This is a genomic window from Pseudomonas sp. QD4 (assembly GCF_049199125.1).
Lineage (GTDB): Bacteria > Pseudomonadota > Gammaproteobacteria > Pseudomonadales > Pseudomonadaceae > Aquipseudomonas.
The window spans coordinates 878,042-895,565 of record NZ_JBLZOM010000001.1 but is presented as its reverse complement, the minus strand read 5'-3'; the positions used below and the strand labels follow the sequence as shown (position 1 = coordinate 895,565).

At 64.6% G+C, this 17,524-nt stretch carries 13 protein-coding genes; 5 read left to right on the top strand and 8 right to left on the bottom strand.

Annotated elements, in window-relative coordinates; genetic code table 11:
• Positions 1–28: 28 nt before the first annotated feature.
• From ACOZJV_RS03950 to ACOZJV_RS03930, 5 genes are all read right to left on the bottom strand, one after another.
• Positions 29–2,590 (bottom strand): TonB-dependent receptor plug domain-containing protein, encoded by a 2,562-nt coding sequence (locus tag ACOZJV_RS03950; RefSeq protein ID WP_201130871.1) that lies wholly within the window; start codon positions 2,588–2,590, stop codon positions 29–31.
• An 80-nt stretch (positions 2,591–2,670) separates the two neighbouring features.
• Positions 2,671–4,269 carry an ABC transporter substrate-binding protein gene (locus tag ACOZJV_RS03945; RefSeq protein ID WP_201208195.1) on the bottom strand — a complete coding sequence of 533 codons (1,599 nt, stop codon included), beginning with the start codon at positions 4,267–4,269 and terminating at the stop codon, positions 2,671–2,673.
• Between the two features lie 4 nt (positions 4,270–4,273).
• Entirely contained in the window at positions 4,274–5,482 is a 1,209-nt protein-coding gene (locus ACOZJV_RS03940; protein ID WP_421546889.1) for an LLM class flavin-dependent oxidoreductase, read from the bottom strand.
• Between the two features lie 15 nt (positions 5,483–5,497).
• The gene (locus ACOZJV_RS03935) at positions 5,498–6,721 is read right to left on the bottom strand and encodes a lipase family protein (protein ID WP_421546888.1); all 1,224 of its coding nucleotides are present in this window, start codon (positions 6,719–6,721) and stop codon (positions 5,498–5,500) included.
• 13 nt (positions 6,722–6,734) lie between these two features.
• Positions 6,735–7,814: an ABC transporter substrate-binding protein gene (locus tag ACOZJV_RS03930; protein ID WP_201130873.1), complete on the bottom strand. Its 1,080-nt coding sequence runs from the start codon at positions 7,812–7,814 to the stop codon at positions 6,735–6,737.
• Between the two features lie 346 nt (positions 7,815–8,160).
• Between ACOZJV_RS03930 and ACOZJV_RS03925 the strand changes: the two genes are divergently transcribed.
• From ACOZJV_RS03925 to ACOZJV_RS03915, 3 genes are all read left to right on the top strand, one after another.
• A complete protein-coding gene (locus tag ACOZJV_RS03925; protein WP_078472243.1) occupies positions 8,161–9,231 on the top strand; it encodes a sigma-54 interaction domain-containing protein in 1,071 nt (356 codons plus the stop codon).
• A 129-nt stretch (positions 9,232–9,360) separates the two neighbouring features.
• On the top strand, positions 9,361–9,942 hold the full coding sequence (locus ACOZJV_RS03920) for a TetR/AcrR family transcriptional regulator (protein ID WP_421546887.1): 582 nt from the start codon (positions 9,361–9,363) through the stop codon (positions 9,940–9,942).
• 161 nt (positions 9,943–10,103) lie between these two features.
• Positions 10,104–11,288, top strand: coding sequence for an MFS transporter (locus ACOZJV_RS03915; protein WP_421546886.1), 1,185 nt, complete (start codon positions 10,104–10,106; stop codon positions 11,286–11,288).
• Between the two features lie 24 nt (positions 11,289–11,312).
• On the opposite strand, the gene ACOZJV_RS03910 is transcribed toward ACOZJV_RS03915, so the two are convergent.
• The 3 genes from ACOZJV_RS03910 to ACOZJV_RS03900 are packed head-to-tail and all read right to left on the bottom strand — an operon-like array spanning position 11,313 to position 14,640.
• Positions 11,313–12,155 (bottom strand): metal-dependent hydrolase, encoded by an 843-nt coding sequence (locus tag ACOZJV_RS03910; protein ID WP_078472245.1) that lies wholly within the window; start codon positions 12,153–12,155, stop codon positions 11,313–11,315.
• A gap of 36 nt (positions 12,156–12,191) precedes the next feature.
• Positions 12,192–13,085, bottom strand: a complete 894-nt coding sequence (locus ACOZJV_RS03905) for an SDR family NAD(P)-dependent oxidoreductase (protein ID WP_078472246.1) — start codon at positions 13,083–13,085, stop codon at positions 12,192–12,194.
• Positions 13,072–14,640 carry a flavin-containing monooxygenase gene (locus ACOZJV_RS03900; RefSeq protein ID WP_421546885.1) on the bottom strand — a complete coding sequence of 523 codons (1,569 nt, stop codon included), beginning with the start codon at positions 14,638–14,640 and terminating at the stop codon, positions 13,072–13,074. The genes ACOZJV_RS03905 and ACOZJV_RS03900 overlap by 14 nt, the downstream gene beginning before the upstream one ends.
• A gap of 274 nt (positions 14,641–14,914) precedes the next feature.
• Here ACOZJV_RS03900 and ACOZJV_RS03895 point away from each other — a divergent pair, with 274 nt between their 5' ends.
• Positions 14,915–15,910, top strand: a complete 996-nt coding sequence (locus ACOZJV_RS03895) for an alpha/beta fold hydrolase (protein ID WP_421546884.1) — start codon at positions 14,915–14,917, stop codon at positions 15,908–15,910.
• A 290-nt stretch (positions 15,911–16,200) separates the two neighbouring features.
• On the top strand, positions 16,201–17,478 hold the full coding sequence (locus ACOZJV_RS03890) for an alkane 1-monooxygenase (protein ID WP_421546883.1): 1,278 nt from the start codon (positions 16,201–16,203) through the stop codon (positions 17,476–17,478).
• Positions 17,479–17,524: the final 46 nt, after the last annotated feature.

Sequence of the window (17,524 nt, the reverse complement as noted above, 5' to 3'; positions counted from 1 at the left end):
GGCTCTGTAGCCGCTGCCGCTACAGCTGTTAAAACTGGTAATCCACCTGGGCCAGCAGGGTGCGGCCGGGCATGGGTTGCAAGAAGGTGTTGGTGGAGCCGGCGAGGCCGCTGACGAAGTTCAGTTCGTTGGTCAGGTTGAGCACGCGCAAGGTGGTGCTCCACTGGGGCTGGCGGTAGTACAGGGCCAGGTCGAGGTTGTATTCGTCGGGGATCTTCACGGTCTTGCTCAGGTTCAGGTACCAGCTGCTGGTCCACCAGCCGGAAAGCTCGGCGCCAAAACCTGAGTCGAAGCGGTAGTCGACATAGCCACTGGCGGTGTATTCCGGGATTTGCACCGCGTCGAAGCGCCCGGAAGGCCGCTGGTTGAGGCTGTTGTTGTCGCCGAACACGGTGCCGTTGTCGGCGACGAAACCGGCCGAGGCAAAGCCTGCCTGGGAGGTGAACTCGTTGTAGGCGTTGAGCTTGGACAGGTTCAGGCCGCTGCGCAGGTGGTCGCTGGGTTGGTAGCGCAGGGTGGATTCCACGCCCTTGATCACCAGCCGCGCGATGTTGTTATTGCTGTCCGGGGCCTGGTCGCGGGCCTGCTTGAACGCGGCCAGGGTCATGAACAACTGGTCGGGCACGGCTTCGACCTTCAGCCCGACTTCATGCAGCACGCTCAGGCTCTGGAAGGCCAGGGGGTTGAGCTGGTTGGCGCCAGCGCCGCTGCCCCAGCCCAGGCCGTTGGAGAAGAACCCGGTATTGACCGCCAGGGAGCGGTCGAAGGTGTAGTACAGGGTGCTGTTTTCGGTCGGCTTGACGTAGGGGCTGACCTGGAACGAGAACAGCCGGTAGTTGTTGCTGTCCTTGCGCGGGTTGCCGCCGGCGAGGACGAAGGGATTTTCGATCTCGGCATCGATCCAGCTGCGGCTGGCGCCGATGTTCAGGCCCAGGCGCTCGCCGAAGTGCAGGTTGTGCTGGCTGAACAGGGTGCGGGTGGTCCAGGTGCTTTCGGCGGTGTAGGGCGCCACGGATTCGGCGTACAGGCCGTGGCCGGCGGGGTACATGGCACCCAGGTTGAGCCAGCCGTAGTAGCTGGAGTACTGGGGCACCCCGGGCTGGCCGATCCAGGCGCCATTGCCGCCGGCAGGGTTGCTGCCGGTGAGCCCCAGCAGGTCGCCGGGGTTCTTGCCCGATGGGTCCTGAGTCAGGTCGTAGGCGTTGATGGTGTTGCCGAAGTTGTTGTTGGCGGCAATCGACTGGTTGAACTCGCGGCGGTAGATCAGCCCGCTGTTGCTGTCGTCGCGCAGGGTCCAGTCGCCGAGTCGGGTTTCATTGCGTGAGCGGAACTCGAATCGGTTGTCGAACAGGTTGTCCCTGGACTGCACCTGGAACGAACCCACGGCGTCGGTCAGGTCCCTGGAGCGCTGGTAGAAGGTGCTGTTGGCCAGGGTGATGCTTGGCGACAGGTCAGCTTCGACCCGCAGCTGGGTGGTGAAACGCCGCGAGCTGTTTTCGTCCTCCTTGCGCTGCCCGGTCTGCGACGACAGCGAGGTCAGGCCGTTGCCCGCCAGGGTCGGGTCATAGACCCAGCCGCGCAGGCTGCCGGGGCTGGCCTGGGTGTTGGGCGAGGCGGTCTGGAAGCTGCCGTCCACCACTGCGTACTGGCCCTGGGCGTTGCGCTGGCGCTGGACCCAGCCCAGGGTCGGTGCATCGGCGGCCCCCGAGGCCAGGACCGGCGACCACAGGGTGTTGCCGTTCTGGATGATCGGCGTGGCGCGCCCGGCATAGTACTGGCCGCTGTCCACCAGTTGCTGGGTGGCGCGGTTCCAGCCGTGGGTGATGTTGTAGTCGTAGTAATTGTCGTAGCTGGCGTTCCAGTCGACCCGCACGCTGTCGTTGCGCCAGGCCAGGGCACCGTAGAAGGCGTCGAAGTTATTGTCGACGTTGTCGTAGAAGTCCTGCTGGCGCTGCTTGGTGATGCTCAGGCGGTACGCCAGGTTGTCGCTCAACGGCCCGGTGTTATCGATGCTGAATTTGCTCGAGTCCCGGGACTCGCCATCGGGAATCCACGACCCCAGCTCGCCGCTGAGCTTGGTCTTGAACTCGTTGAAATTGGGTTTCTTGCTCAGGTAGTTGACGTAGCCACCGCTGCCGGACACCGAGCCGTAGGTCACGGAAGAGGGCCCGGCGACGATATCGGCACCCTCGTAGGCGTTGAAGTTGGCCGGGTGGCGAACGCCATAGGCGCGCTGACCGTCCTGGAACACTTCCGAGCCCTGGGCCCGGAACTGCGGGGCGATGCCGGCGTTCTGCCCGCCACCGCGGGTGATGCCGGGGGCGTACTTGACCAGGTCATCGGCGCTGCGGATCGAGTCGTTGGCCAACTGCTCGGCGTTGACCTGGGTCACCGAGCGCGGGGTGTCGAGCACTTTGCCCTCAAGGCCACCGTAGACCGAGGTCGGCGGGCGGGTGGGCAGGGCGTCGTCCTCGGACTCGCTGGCGCTGGCCTGGACCGTGACGGTTTGCAGCTGGGTATCGGCGGCAAACGCCTGGATCGGCAGGCTTGCAGCCAGCAGCAGAGGTAAACGCAAGGCGATAGCGTGCATGGCAGAAATGCCCCTTGAAAAATGGGAGATCGATGTCGAGTCGCGAGTGGGGCGAGACAGCAGGCTGCCTCGCCACCCTGTCAGGCGGTGTCTTTGAGCCAGAGCTTTTCAAAACGCCAGGTGCTGAACAGCGACTGCTCCGCTTCGGCGCCGCCGACCCGGGTGGCCACGCTGTCCAGCAGATCGGCGTAGCCCCAGATCAGCATGCCGCCGCGCTCGTACTGGATCTGCTGCACCTGGTGCACCAGGGCCTTGCGTTTCTCCAGGTCGGGCTGGGCCATGGCCGCCAGGAACAGCTCGCTGAAATGCGCGTCGCTGAAGTGAGTCTTGTTGGCCACGGCAAAGGGCGCATCAGTGTGAATCGCGCTGGCCAGAAATGGCGCGCCGATGCTGCCACCGGTGCTCAGGGTCCAGTCGTTACGCAGCGGGCCCTGGAAGGTCGCGAGATCCACCTGCTTGACCTTGAGGGTCACGCCAATGCGCTTGGCCTGTTCCGCCAGCACCAGGGCCGAGGTCAGCCCCGGGCCGGGGGTGGTCACCAGTTCCAGCTCCAGGTGTTCCTGGCCGGCTTCCTTGAGCAGTTGCGCTGCGCGCTGCGGGTCGTGAGCCCGTGGCCCGAGGCTGTGGTTGAAGGTCGGGTCGCTCGGCGCATACAGGTCGTTGGCCACCCGGCCCTGGCCGTTGAGGGCGCGGCGCACCAGCTCCTCGCGGTCGGCCAGGAGGCGAAACGCCTCGCGTACCCGTGGGTCGTTGAAGGGTGGCTTGTCCAGGTTCATGTCGAAAGACAGCCAGTTGCCGGTCACCGACTTCAGGACCTTGAGCCGCGGGTCGCGCTGCAACACCTCCAGTTGTTCGGTGGGCATGACGTTGGCCATGTCGATCTGGCCGGAGCGCAGGGCCGCCAGGCGCGACACCTGGTCCTTGAAGTCGATGATCTCCAGCTCATCGGCGTAGGGCTTGCCGTCTTTGTAGTAATTCTCGAAACGGGTGAACAGCGAGCGCTGGCCGGGGGTGAAACTCTTCAGCTTGTAGGGGCCGGCACCCACCGGGTTGGTGACCGGGTGGTAGTCCACCGGGACGATGCCGCCGAAGTTGACCCAGGTCTCCGCCAGGGGCATGTAGCTGCGGCCCTCGCGAAAGCTCAGGCGCACCGTGCGCTCGTCGAGTTTGACCAGGTTGTCGCGGTCCACCCAGTGCAGCAGCGCGGCGTAGGGCGAGGCCAATTGCGGGTCGGTCAGGCGGCGGATGGAGAAGATCAGGTCATCGGCGTCGATGGTCTTGCCGTGGTGGAACTCCAGGTCCGGGCGCAGGCGCAGGGTCCAGCTGCTGGCGTCGGCATTGGGTTCGGCAAACTCGGCCAGGGCCAGGCGCGGCTGCATCTGCTCGTCCCATTCCCAGAGCTTGCTGTACAGCGCAAAGCCGCGAACGATGCCGCTGCCGATGGGCTTGTGGGCATCCAGGTTGCCGCTCTGGTTACCGTCGAGGATGCCCAGGCGCAGGCGCCCGCCGTAACGCGGCGTGTCGTCGTTCAGGGCCCCGGCGCCGGCCGCTGCGGGCGGGTCGCTGCGCTGATCGCAACCGGCCAGCAGGCTGCCGCCCAGCAGCAGGCCGCCGCCGAGGGCGACACTGTGGCCGATAAAGTCCCGCCGACTGATTAACAACCGATGATCCTGGCTCATGACATCAGGCTCCGGCCGGGCCGTTGGCGGAACGCAGCTCCAGCGGCGCTTCCTGGGGCCGGCTCAGCTCGGCCCGTTCGCCGCGAAAGTGCGGCAGGATGTGCTCGCCCAGACGGTAGGCCTCTTCCAGGTGCGGGTAGCCGGCCAGGAAGAACAGATCAATGCCCAGGGCGTTGTACTCACGGATCCGCGCCACCACGTTTTCATAGCTGCCGACCAGGGCGCAGCCCGGCGGGATACCGATGTAGCCGAAGCCGGTCCAGACATTGGGGTGGATAAAAAAGTCGTCGAAGCCCTGGGTCTCGTTCTTCTGCGCGAATTCGGTTTCGTAGCTGAGCTTGCGCGCGGTGCGCAACCCGGCGTGGGCGGCCACCGCCTTGACCGCACCACGGGCAATGCCTTCGTCGAAGAAACGCTTGGCTTCCGTGCGTGCCAGCTCTTCGGTCTCGCGGGTGATGACGTCGATCGACAGGCCGAAGCGGATATCCGTGCGCCCGTATTTCAGGGCGCGCTGGCGAATGTCGGCAATCAGCGCGGCGATCTCGTCCGGGTGCTCGGCGCGCATCAGGTAGAAGTCCGCATGCTTGGCGGCGAACTCCCGGGCCGGAATCGACGAGCCGGCGGTGCAGATCAGCGGCAACTCGGCCTTTTTCAGCGGCCCGCGCAGGCCGCCGCCTTCGGCCCGGTAGAAGCGGCCCTCGTAGTGGAAATTCTCGTTGTGCCAATAGCCTTTGACCACGTCCATGAACTCGATGGCGCGCGCATAACGCTCGTCGTGGTCGCTGAAGTCGCCGACCTGGCGCTGAATCGCATCCGAGCCGCCGTTGATGATGTTCCACACCAGGCGGTTGCCGGTGGCGCGCTGGTAGGTCGCCGCCTGCTGCACCGCGACCCAGGGCGTGTAGTGATAGGGCTGGAAGGCGGTGACGAACTTCAGGCTGCGGGTTTCCCGGGCCAGCAGCGAGCACACGGTCCAGGGCTCTTCGCCGGTCGGCGCGTTGACCATCAGCGCGCCGCCGAAGCCGTTGATTTCCGCCGCCCGGGCGATCTGCCCCAGGTAGTCGATGTAGGTGAAGTGGTCGCCAACGCTGAACCCCGAGACTGCACCGGTGCTGGGGCCGCCGCGGTGCCAATCGCCACGGTTGCGGGGGTCGCCGGGGAGGAACTGGGTTTCGCCGTGCAGTGGCAGGCGGGTAAAGAATTCAATGCTCATGGGCGGGTCTCCGGCTTACTGCACGCTGGGGTTGCAGATGGGGGTGATGGGCTGGTCGTTGATCACCTTGTGGGCAAAGGGCACCGAGTCCTTGAGCGAGGCGTTGACCGTCTCGCTATGGCCCAGGCCCTTGTACATGTGGCCTTCGACCACCGAACCGGTCTTGCAGGCGTCCTGCATCAACGCCACCTGGGTCGAGGCGGCAGGGGTTTTGTCCTCGGCGCCGGTGCCGATAAAGATCGGCTGCGCCAGCTTCAAGGTCGGGTAGGAAACCTGCTTCTGCCAGGCGGCCAGTTGATTGCCCTGGTAGTCCTTCTTGGCGTTGGCCGGAGTCAGGCCCACGCCGACCACATCACTGACCAGCGCTGCCAGGCAACTGGTGCGGGCCTGTTCGAACAGCGGCAGGGCCTTGTCGGTGTAGAAATCCCGGGGGTCGATGCTCGGGTCGTACTGCTGGGCGGCCAGCAGGGTGTAGAAGCCGTAGGCCAGGGAGGCGTCGACCTTGTTCGGGTCCTGTTCGCCGACGTTTTTCGCGCCCACGGTGTAGATCACTCCGGTGCCGATGCTGCCCTTGACCCCCAGTGTCGGGGCGTAGGTCGGGGCATAGGCGGCCGAGGCGAAGGCGCCGGCGCCGCCCTGGGACTGGCCGATGATCAGCACCTTGTTGGCCAGCCCGGGAACCCCGGCGACCACCGCCTTGGCGGCGTCGAGGATGCCGTAGGCGGCCATGCGGTTATTCAGCAGCGGGTGCCCGCCCGGGACGCCGAGGCCCTGGTAGTCGCTGGCGACAATCGCGTAGCCCTCATCCAGCCAGCGGCTCAGGTACTGCACGTCGCGGTAGGAGCGGCCTTGCCAGGAGGGCGCGCAGACATCCGCCACGCCTACCGTGCCATGGCCCCAGCTGGCCACCGGCCAACCGCCGGCCGGTGCCTTGCCCTTGGGCAGGAACAGCGTGCCGGAGACCACGATTGGGGTCTTGTTGTCGATGCCGTCGGTGGAGCTGTAGAGAATCCGCTGGGCGCTGGCGGCATTGGGCAGGCTCAGGGTCTTCTCCAGCGGTTCGCTGCGCAGCAGTTTGCCCGGGGTGGCGGGGATCGCCTGCTGCCAGGTGTAGAAGGCCGAGACGCGGCCGTCGCCTTGCAACGGGTCAGGTTTCGGGGCGTGGGTCTCGGCAGCCAGGGCACTGAGGGACAGCGTCAGGATGCTCAGGCCGAAGGCCAGTCTTGGGGCGAGTTTCATCGGGATTTCCCTATCAAGGTTGGGTCGTGACCGGGCCACGCAGGGCCGGCCAGTAGTCGGTGAGGTTGAGGTCGATCAGGGCCTGGCGGGTGTAGCCGGTGGCCAGGGCCGGGCCGATGTCGTAGTTGTCGCGAATCAGTTGGTTGGCCAGGGCGTAAGCGGTCAGCGCCTGGTAGTGCGCCTTGAGCTGGGCATCGCTTTTGGGCGCCCAGCGTTGTTTCCAGGCCACCGGGTCGTTCTGGTCGTCGCGGCGCAGCACGCTTTCGGCGGTGCCGGCGCGGGACGACAACTGGTAGTAGGCGTCCTGGTTCTGTTCCTGGGAGATCCACCAGGCAGCCTTGACCCAGGCCGTGGCCAGCAACTGGGTCAGGTCCGGGTGCTGTTCGATAAAACGGTCGGTGCCCCAGAGGTCGGAGACCAGGCGCCAATCGTTGTCGCCTTGCTTGGTCGACCAGATGATCTTGCCCACACCTTTGTCTTCCAGGGCATAGGCCTCATTGAGCAGTACCGCGGCATCGACCTTGCCGGCGGCGACGGCTGCGGCGCCGACCTGCGGGTTGAGGTTGGCGATCTTGAAGTCATCGAGCTTCAGGCCCTTGCTGGCCAGAAAATTGCTGAAGGCGAATTCCCAGGGCCGGCCGCGATGCAGGGCCAGGCGCTTGCCCTTGAGGTCCTCGATGGTATTGGCCGTGGAGCTGGCGGGGACCACCAGGTAGATGTTGTTGCCACTGCCGCCGGGCACGATCAATTTGCCGGGCACGCCGCCTGCACCGGCGATCACCGACGGCAGGTCGCCGCGTACCGCAAAGTCGATGCTGTTGTTGCTGAAGCCTTCGTTGATCTGCGGGCCGGCGCCGGCATGGGGCAGGGCGATCCACTCCAGCTTGACCCCACGTTGCTTGAGCTGTTGTTCGAGCCAGCCATCCTCGATGACCCGCCCGGCGATGCCGCCGAATACCGGTTTGCCGCCCTGGGTAAAGGCGACGATGGCGATCTTCACCGACGCCGGAGCCTGCGCCGTTTCGGCCAGGGCCGTGACACTCACCAGCAGCGCGGCCGCGGCGGCCAGGCTGTTGCGCCAGAAACCTTTCATTGCAATCCCCTTAATGGCTGGCCGACGCCAGTGCGTCGGTCATCAAGTTGCCGAACCCGCAGGTTGGCTGTCGCAAGGGAGAGAGCAGATTGCATGCCAGCGCCTGGAAAAAGCCCTGCAGGCCTTGTGCGCCAAGGCTTTGGGCGTGCGACCAGGTGCGCGGGCGGTGGCCGCGTTGCTGATCTGTGAACAGTGCGGCTGCTGGCCGGTTGCTGCTCCAGCAGCAATGAGTGTGCGGTTGGCAGGTATATCTCTTTATGGAATATACAAATACGAATTGATAATTTTTTGGTCTAGCTTTCTTCGTGCACTATTGAGCCCGCGCTTTTACTGCCAGGAATGCACCATGTCGCTGATCACCCATCCCCACGCTCGCGAATTGACCAAGTCGGTGCGGGCCACCGTCCTGGTGTTCAAGGACCCGCGCTCCCAGGAATTGCTCAGCCGCATCGAGCGCCTGGCCCCCAGTGAGGCCAATACCCTGATCATTGGCGAGACCGGTACCGGCAAGGAGCTGGTGGCCCGACATATCCATCACCTGAGCCGCCGCGGACGCGAGCCCTTTGTCGCCGTGAACTGCGGCGCGTTCGCCGAGAGCCTGGTGGAGAGTGAGCTGTTCGGCCACGAAAAGGGCGCCTTTACCGGCGCCACCACCCATAAGGCCGGCTGGTTCGAGGCGGCCAATGGCGGCACGCTGTTTCTCGATGAGATCGGCGATTTGCCGCTGAACATGCAGGTCAAGCTGCTGCGGGTGTTGCAGGAGCGGGAAGTGGTGCGCTTGGGGTCACGCACGCCGATCCCGATCAATGTGCGACTGGTGGCGGCGACCAACGTCAACCTGGCGGACGCGGTGGTGGCCGGGCATTTCCGCGAAGACCTGTTCTACCGCCTGCACGTCGCCACCATCCGCCTGCCACCGCTGCGCGAGCGCCCGGGGGACATTCTGCCCCTGGCGGAGTTTTTCCTCGAGGAGCACTGCCAGCGCCTGGGTTACAACCGCGCCACGCTGACCATCGAGGCTGAGCGCAAGCTGCTGGAGCACAGCTGGCCAGGCAACATCCGTGAATTGGAAAACGCCATTCACCATGCCTTGCTGGTGTGCCGCAACCAACGGGTGGCGCCAGCCGACCTGCACCTGGTGGACATGCGTTCATCCGGCATTCGCCAGGATCAGGCGGCCCAGGCCGTGCACGCCATCGCCGGCCCGGTGGACCTCGAAAGCGCCCTCAATGCCCTGTTCGAGCAGAATATTCCGGACCTCTACGAGCACATCGAAGAAACCATCTTTCGCGCCGCCTACCGCTACTGCCACGGCAACCAACTGCAAACCGGGCGCCTGCTCAACATCAGCCGCAATATCGTGCGTGCGCGCCTGGAGAAAATCGGCGAACTGAGTCGCCCGGCCTCGGGCGAATAACCAACGACCTGCCCGATGCCCGGCCTGGACGCCAGGCCGAGGCAGGGCGGTTTTTTTACCCGCAATGATTGACGGCTGGGGAGGCTTGCTCTAGTTTGTGGAACGTTCATTCCAGTACAGGTGATTACCGTGCGCCCCAAGGAGTTCGACCCCGAGCAGATTGCCGATGCCGCGATGCAGGTGTTCTGGCAGCGCGGTTATGCCGCGACCTCGATCCAGGATCTGGTAGAAGGCACTGGCCTGAGCCGCAGCAGCCTGTACAACGCGTTTGACAGTAAGCACGGGTTGTACACCTGCGCCCTCAAACGCTATCAGGAACGGAGCAACGCCAATATCGCCCTGTTGGCCCAGGACGCACCGGCAAAGGAGCTGGTGCGCCAGTTGCTGCTGCGCATCGTCGACGATGAACTTGACGACACGCAGCGCCTGGGATGCCTGGCGGCCAATGCCGCGCTGGAGGTGGCGGGGCAGGATCCGGTGGTGGCCGAACTTGTGGCGCAGAACTTTCGCCGGGTCGAAGCCGCGCTGGAACGGGTGTTACGCCGAGGGCAGGAACAGGGCGATATCGATCCCGATAAAAACCCTCGGGCCCTGGCCAGTTTTGTGGTCTGTACCGTCCAGGGCCTGCGGGTGTTGGGCAAGGGCAGTGCAGCCGATGAACGTCGTGATCGGTTGTCGAATGTGCTTGAGGTTGTTCTGCAAAGCCTTTGATTATTAAGTAAATAAAACTTTATACGGGCTGGAGCCTGAGCTTCGCCGTGAAAAATTTTGCCCTGTTCTGGAATGATCATTCCATAAAGTGCATGGCCCTTCGCCGAGGCTCATCGAGCCTGGCGATCGGTCCTTTATCACCCAAAAAAGGAGAGTCTTCGATGCCCACCCCTAACCCCGGGTTGCCGATCTGGCGCCTGCTGGCATTCACCGTAGCCGGCTTTATCACCATCATGACCGAGACCATGCCCGCCGGCCTGCTGCCCCAGATCAGCCAAGGACTGGGTATTTCCCAGGCCATGGCCGGGCAGTTGATCAGCCTGTATGCCCTGGGTTCGGTGGCGGCGGCGATCCCCCTGGTGGCGGCGACTCGTAGCTGGCGCAGAAGGCCGCTGCTGTTGCTGGCGATCGCCGGTTTGCTGCTGTTCAACAGCCTGACCGCACTGTCGACCTATTACCCGCTGACCCTGGCCGCGCGGTTTATTGCCGGGATGGCCGCGGGGCTGATCTGGGGCCTGCTGGCCGGTTATGCCCGGCGCATGGTGCCGGAGTCGTTGCAAGGCCGGGCCCTGGCGGTGGTTGGGGTCGGTCAGCCGCTGGCCCTGTGCCTGGGGGTGCCATTGGGGGCCTGGCTGGGCAGCATGATCGAGTGGCGCAGCATTTTCTGGATCATGTCGGCGCTGGCAGCGCTGCTGTTGCTCTGGGTGCGCGTGGCAGTGCCGGATTATGCCGGCCAGGCGGCGACGCGGCGCCAGCCGGTGGCGCGGATCTTCCTCACCCGGGGCATTCCTTCGGCGCTGTTGGTGATCTTTGTCTGGATGCTCGCCCACAACATTTTGTACACCTACATCGCGCCATTCCTGGCCACGGTGGGGCTGGGCGAGCATCTGGATCGGGTGTTGCTGCTGTTCGGCCTGGCATCGATTGTCGGCATCTGGCTGACCGGCCTGCTGGTCGACCGCTGGCTGCGGGCCCTGACCCTGTGCAGCCTGGCGGGATTTGCCCTGGCCGCGCTGGTACTGGGCATCGGCGCTGGCCAGCCGCTGGTGATCTACCTCGGGGTAGCGGCCTGGGGCCTGACCTTCGGCGGTGCCCCGACCCTGCTGCAAACCGCCGTGGCAGACGCTGCGGGTGACGGCGCGGACGTGGCGCAGTCGATGCTGGTGACCATCTTCAACCTGGCAATCGCCGGTGGTGGCGTGGTCGGTGGCCTGTTGTTGAACAGTGCCGGCGCCCAGGCCTTCCCCTGGGCCATGGCCGCCCTGGCTGTGGTCGGCCTGGCCACGGTGTGGGTCGCCAGCAGCCACGCCTTCAAGCCCGGGCAGCGCCTGGCGGGCTGCGGCTGATACCACGCCGAGGCCCGCCGCCGGTTATTGGCTGCCGGCCCCGGCCTTGGTCAGGGCGATGGCGTCGACCAGGCCATCGATGCCCTGCAGCAGCTCGCGGTTGTCGTGGTCCCAGGGGTGAAAGCCCGGCTTGAAGAACTGCAACCAGGGCAGGGCGATATTCGGGAACACGCCGCGGCGGCCGTACAAGTACTTGATCACCCGCCACAGGCCGCGCAGATGGCCGCCACGCTTGCGGTCGGCGATCAGCATGCGCAGGTGAAAATCAAACACCACCAGCCAGAACATCAGGGTGGTGAACAGCATGCTCGAGGTGCGGATCAGGTAGCGCTTGGGCCCGGGCTTGAGCACGGTGTTCCAGACGTCGTAGGACACCGCCTTGTGTTCGGTTTCCTCCAGCGCGTGCCACATCCACATCTGCCGGTAGCCTTCGACCGAGTTGCCGAAGCGCGTCGGGTCGCGCAGCAACAGGTCGGCGAGGATCGCCGTGTAATGCTCCAGGGCCACGGTCACCGCCAGGTTGAACGAGGCCGGGAAGTGTTTTTTCTGGAAGTCGAGGATCGCCCGCAGGCGTCGGTCGAGCTTGTGTGCCGGCAGCCCGGCCGCCTGCAACAGGTCGTTGTAGCGCAGGTGCTCGCGGCTGTGCATGGCTTCCTGGCCGATAAAACCCTGGATCTGCTGTTTCAACAGCGGGTCGTGAATCTGCCCGCGGTAATGGCGCACGCTGTCCATGAAAAACAGCTCGCCGGCGGGAAACAGCAATGAAAGCGCATTGAAGAATTGGGTGACGTGGCTGCCTTGTTCATGCCAGTCGCAGGCGCGGTCGGCGGGCAGTTCAGGCTGGATGTCGCGGCGGATGGGCAGCATGGCTGGCGCTCCTCTAGACAGTAAGGGTCGGGCGGCTCACAGGCCGCGTTCGTTATTGGCCTGGTAGACCTGGTGCTTGCGTCGGTGCGCCACCAGGCGCCGGGTGGCGAACACCAGCAACGCCTGATAGGCGCTGGGCAGCAGGCGCACGAACAGGTCGAGAAAACGCGCGTCGCGGCCGATCAGCACCCGACGCCTGTTCTTGCGCACCCCATGCAGAATCACCTTGGCCGCCTGCTCGGCAGAGGTGATGAAGAGTTTTTCGAAGTCCTCCCGGGCCTGCTGCTCGCTGTCGATCAGAAAACCTTTGAGGTTGTCGGTGATCCGGCTGGAACGGGCGATATCGGTGCGGATCCCGCCGGGGTAGACGCAGGTGGCAGACACGCCGTTGGCCTGCATGTCCAGCTCCTGGCGCAGGGATTCGGTGAAGCCGCGCACTGCGAACTTGGTGGCGTTGTAGGCGCTCATCCCCGGCTGGGAAAACAACCCGAAGACGCTGGAGGTGTTGACGATGTGGCCTTCGCCGGCCTGCTTGAGGTAGGGCAGAAAGGCCTGGGTGCCATGCACCACGCCCCAGAAATTGACGTCGACGATCCACTCCAGGTCGGCCAGGCTCGATCCTTCCACCGTGCTCGACAGCGCCACCCCGGCGTTGTTGAACACCAGGTGCACCTGCCCATGCTCGGCGGCGCTGTGGGCGGCCCAGGCGAACATCGCCGCACGGTCGCCGACGTCCAGTTCCTGGGCCGTGATGCGCAGCGGCAGCAGGGTGGCGGCTCGGGCCAGCTCCACGGTGTGGGCCAGGCCCTGGGCATTTTTATCCGACAGCGCCAGGTGGCAGCCTTCACGCGCCAGGTTGATCGCCAATGCGCGGCCCATGCCGGACGCGGCCCCAGTGATGGCGGCGACTTTGCCGTTAAAGTTTTTCATCGGTGGCGGCCTCGTGCAGGTGGGAGTGGCTGGGCGCGTGCTGGGGGGCCGGGTGGGCGTCGTGCCGGGCGCCGGCGTTCAGGTAGTCCTTGAGTTCGAAGCTGGCGGTGGCCTGGCGAAAGCGCCAGGTCGACCCCGGCCACAGCGTGGTGTTGTGGCCGGTGCGCGGGTCCAGGTACCAGCTGCGGCAGCCGCCGGTGGACCAGATCGCGCCCTTGAGTTGCTGCTGCAAGCGCGCGTTGTAGAGGCTCTCGACCCCGGCCTTGACCTCCAGCGTGGCCAGGCTCTGGCTGCGCATCTGCGCCAGGGCCTTGAGGATGTACTCGACCTGGGCCTCGATCATCAGAATCATCGAGTTGTGCCCCAGCCCGGTATTGGGCCCGATGATCATGAACAGATTGGGGAACTGCGGCACGCAGGTGCCGAGGTAGGCGTGGGCGCCATTGGCCCAGCTGTCCATGATGTCGACCCCGCCACGGCCGATCAGCAAGCCGCGGGGCAGGGGCTCGGTGGCCTGGAAACCGGTGCCGAAGATGATGCAGTCGGCCGGGTGTTTGACCCCGTCGGTGGTCACCACGCCATCGGCTTCGACCCGGGCAATGTCCTGGGTCACCACCTGCACGTTGCGGCGTGACAGCGCCGGGTAATAGTCGTTGGAGATCAGGATGCGCTTGCAACCGATGGTGTAGTCGGGCGTCAGGCTGCGGCGCAGGGCGGGGTCGGCAACCTGGCGTCGCAGATGGCGCAGGGCCATGCGCTGTACCAGGCGCATCAGCCTGGGGCGATGGGCGAAGGCAATGACCCGGCTTTCCAGGGCCCAGTAGATGGCCGAACGCACCAGTTTCTGGGTCCACGGCAGGTGCTTGAATGCCCAGCGTTCGGCGGGCGACAGCGCGCGATCAGGCTTGGGCAGGATCCACGGCGGGGTGCGCTGAAACAACGCGAGCTGCGCCACCTGGGGCGTAATCTGCGGCACGAACTGAATGGCGCTGGCCCCGGTGCCGATCACCGCCACACGCTTGCCCTGCAGCGGGTACTGGTGGTCCCAGTGCTGGGAGTGAAAGCGCTGGCCCTGGAATGACTCCAGGCCCGGGATCTGCGGGATGGCCGGGCGCGACAGGCCGCCCATGCCCGACACCAGCACCCGCGCACTGACCCGGCGGCCGTTGCTGAAGTGCAGCGCCCAGCGCTGGCGCTGTTCATCGAAGGTGGCGCGCTGCAAACCCATGCCCAGCCGCAGGTGCGGGGTCAGGCCAAAGCGTTGCGCGCAGTCTTCGAGGTAGGCGCGGATTTCCGCCTGGGGCGCGAACTGGCGGCTCCAGTTCGGGTTGGGCGCAAAGGAAAACGAATAGACATGGGACTGCACGTCGCAGGCGCAGCCCGGGTAGTGATTGTCGCGCCAGGTGCCCCCGAGGGCGTCGGCCTGTTCGGCAATAAAGAAGTCGGCAAGGCCTGCCTGCTTGAGTTTGATGGCCATGCACAGCCCGGCGAATCCGGAGCCGATGATCGCGATGTCAACGGTTTCCCAATCCTGGGGCGGCGAGTACGCATTCATGGTGTGTACCTCGATTGTGGTGACGCCTGAGGGTGACTTTCGTCGGTGGATGAAATCTCAGCATTGCATAATTAAAATTTATGTTTTAAAAAATAATTTAAATAATGTACCTGAAAAATTCACCGACGCCAGTGGCCTGTACCCAGCAAGGGATTCATCGCAGCGGCTGCGATGGCCTGAAATCGGACAACAGGCCCGGGGCAGGGGGATCGCCGTCATCAGGATCAATTCCGGTCCGGGGGCATGGCGCAGGGAAGCCGAGGGGGCGCACGTTATGGAATGGCTTGTGGCTGTTGTGCTGCTGGGGGTGGTGAGTGTCGGGCTGTGGGTGATCAGTTTTCGCATCACCCGCCGAATCGAGACCGCGGTGCCGATCGACGGGCGCTTTCTGGAGGTCGGTGGCGAGCGCCTGCATTACGTGGATGAAGGCAAGGGCCCGGCGCTGCTGATGATCCACGGGCTTTCAGGTTGTGGTCGCAACCTGACCCATTCACTGTCGCCGCGGCTGCGGGAGCAGTTCCGGGTGATCACCATCGATCGCCCGGGCTCGGGCTACTCGAGCCGCGCCCGGGGTGCGGCCGCCGATCTGCCGGCCCAGGCCAGCCTGATTGCCAAATTCATTCGCGCCCTGGACCTCGGACAGCCGCTGATCCTCGGCCATTCCCTGGGCGGCGCGGTGGCCCTGGCACTGGCCCAGGACCATCCGCAATCGGTGTCCGGGCTGGTACTGGTGGCGCCCTTGACCCATCCGCAGCGGATGCTGCCCCTGGTGTTTCTATCATTGGCGGTACGCCCGGGCTTTGTGCGGCGCTGGGTCTCGCTGACCCTGGCCACACCCCTGGCGATGCTCACGCGCCATAGCCTGGTCAAGGCGGTGTTCGCCCCCGATGCGCCACCGGCGGATTTCGCCGAACGCGGCGGCGGGCTGCTGGGCATGCGCCCGGACAACTTCTATGCCGCCTCCAGCGAGATTGCCCTGGTCAACCGCGCGTTGCCCAACATGCTCAAGCATTACCCGAGCCTCGACCTGCCGGTGGGGCTGGTCTATGGATCCGCCGATCAGGTACTGGATTACCGCAAGCACGGCCAGGCCATGGCAGGCCGGGTGCCGGGAATCATGATCGATATTGTCGAAGGCGCCGGGCACATGTTGCCGATCACGGCGGTGGAGCGCGTTGCAGCCATGGTGCATCGGGTCGCAGCCCAAGCCAGGCCGCAACGTAAGGCGACGCTGCTGCATCCGCCCTTTGCCATGAACCAGGCAGGCTAGGGTGGTTCGGGGTGGTTTACGCCCCGGACGGCCTTGGCGGCACGCTGCACATTCGCAGCGTTGGCAACATTCAAAATGGATCCAAGAAAATAGTTGACGAGCTAATGAACCCGGGCTATTTTTTTAAAAAAATGTTTTGAATGTTTTTTTTGAAAGTGCAATTGAGCGATTAAAATAATGAAAATAACGCCTTTTGACGCATCTTGTATTTCTCGCTGCACCGCTGTCCACGGCGCCTGTGCGTCGATCCTCCGTTCGCCCCGCGCGGCCCTGACCCTGCGGAGGCTGCCATGAATTCCACTGTAGCAGCACCTGGCGTCTGGACTGACAGCAAGCGCCATCTGTGGTGGCTCGGCATCATGCCCCTGGCAACCCCTCTGCTTTCTGGATCCCTGGCGATTGTCAGCGGCGTGCAGGAACTGTGGTGGGTGGGCGTGTTGGTGATCTTCGGCCTGATCCCGCTGATCGACGGCCTGCTCGGCGAAGACGTCAGTAACCCACCGGAGTCGGCCGTCGGCGGCCTGGAAGCACAAAGCTATTATCGCTGGATCGTCTACACCGGGGTGCTGTTGGTGATTTCCTCAGTGGTGATCACCGGCTGGCTGGCGGCGGGGGGCATCGATTGGATCATCGCCGGCGGCCTGTTGCAGGCCACGGCGTCACTGGCACCGGACAGCTTCCTGGCCAGCACGGCGGGTTACCTCACCGAGCGCGTGCAGGTCCATGGCGCGGTCAGCTGGTTCACCTACCTGGGCATGGCCATGTCCACCGGCGCCGCCACCGGCATCGCCATCAACACGGCCCATGAGCTGGGGCACAAGCCGCGTCTGCTGGAGGTGGTGCTGGCCAAGATCACCCTGGCGCCGACCTTCTACGGCCATTTCTATACCGAACATAACCGGGGGCATCACGTGCGGGTCGCCACCCCCGAAGATCCGGCCAGTTCGCGCCTGGGGGAGAGCTTCTGGTCCTTCCTGCCACGCTCGGTATGGTTCAGTGCCCGCTCTGCCTGGCACCTGGAACGGGAACGTCTGAGCAAGCAGGGCCTGTCGGTGTGGCACTGGAAGAACGGCGTGCTCAGTGCCTGGTGCTACAGCCTGGTGTTGTGGGGCGCGATGATCGCCTGGCTGGGGTGGGCGGTGCTGCCATTCCTGATTATTCAGGGCATCTACGGCTTCTCGCTGCTGGAAGTGGTCAACTATGTCGAGCATTACGGCCTGCAACGCCAGAAGTTGCCCAACGGTCGTTATGAGCGCTGTTCGCCGCGCCACTCCTGGAACAGCAATCGGATTGTCACCAACATCTTTCTGTTCCAACTCCAGCGCCACTCCGATCACCACGCCAACCCGACCCGCAGTTACCAATCCCTGCGCCACTTCGATGAGTCGCCGCAACTGCCCTATGGCTACGCGAGCATGATCGTCTGGGCCTACGTGCCTTACCTGTGGCGCCGGCGCATGGATCACCGGGTGCTCAAGCACTACGGCGGCGATGTGCTGCTGGCCAATATCCAGCCCTCCAAACGCTCGAAAATACTCGCCAGGTACGGCAACAGCAGCACCTTTTAAATGAATTGAACGGTTGTTACGGACACTCGGGATCAACGTATCGCGC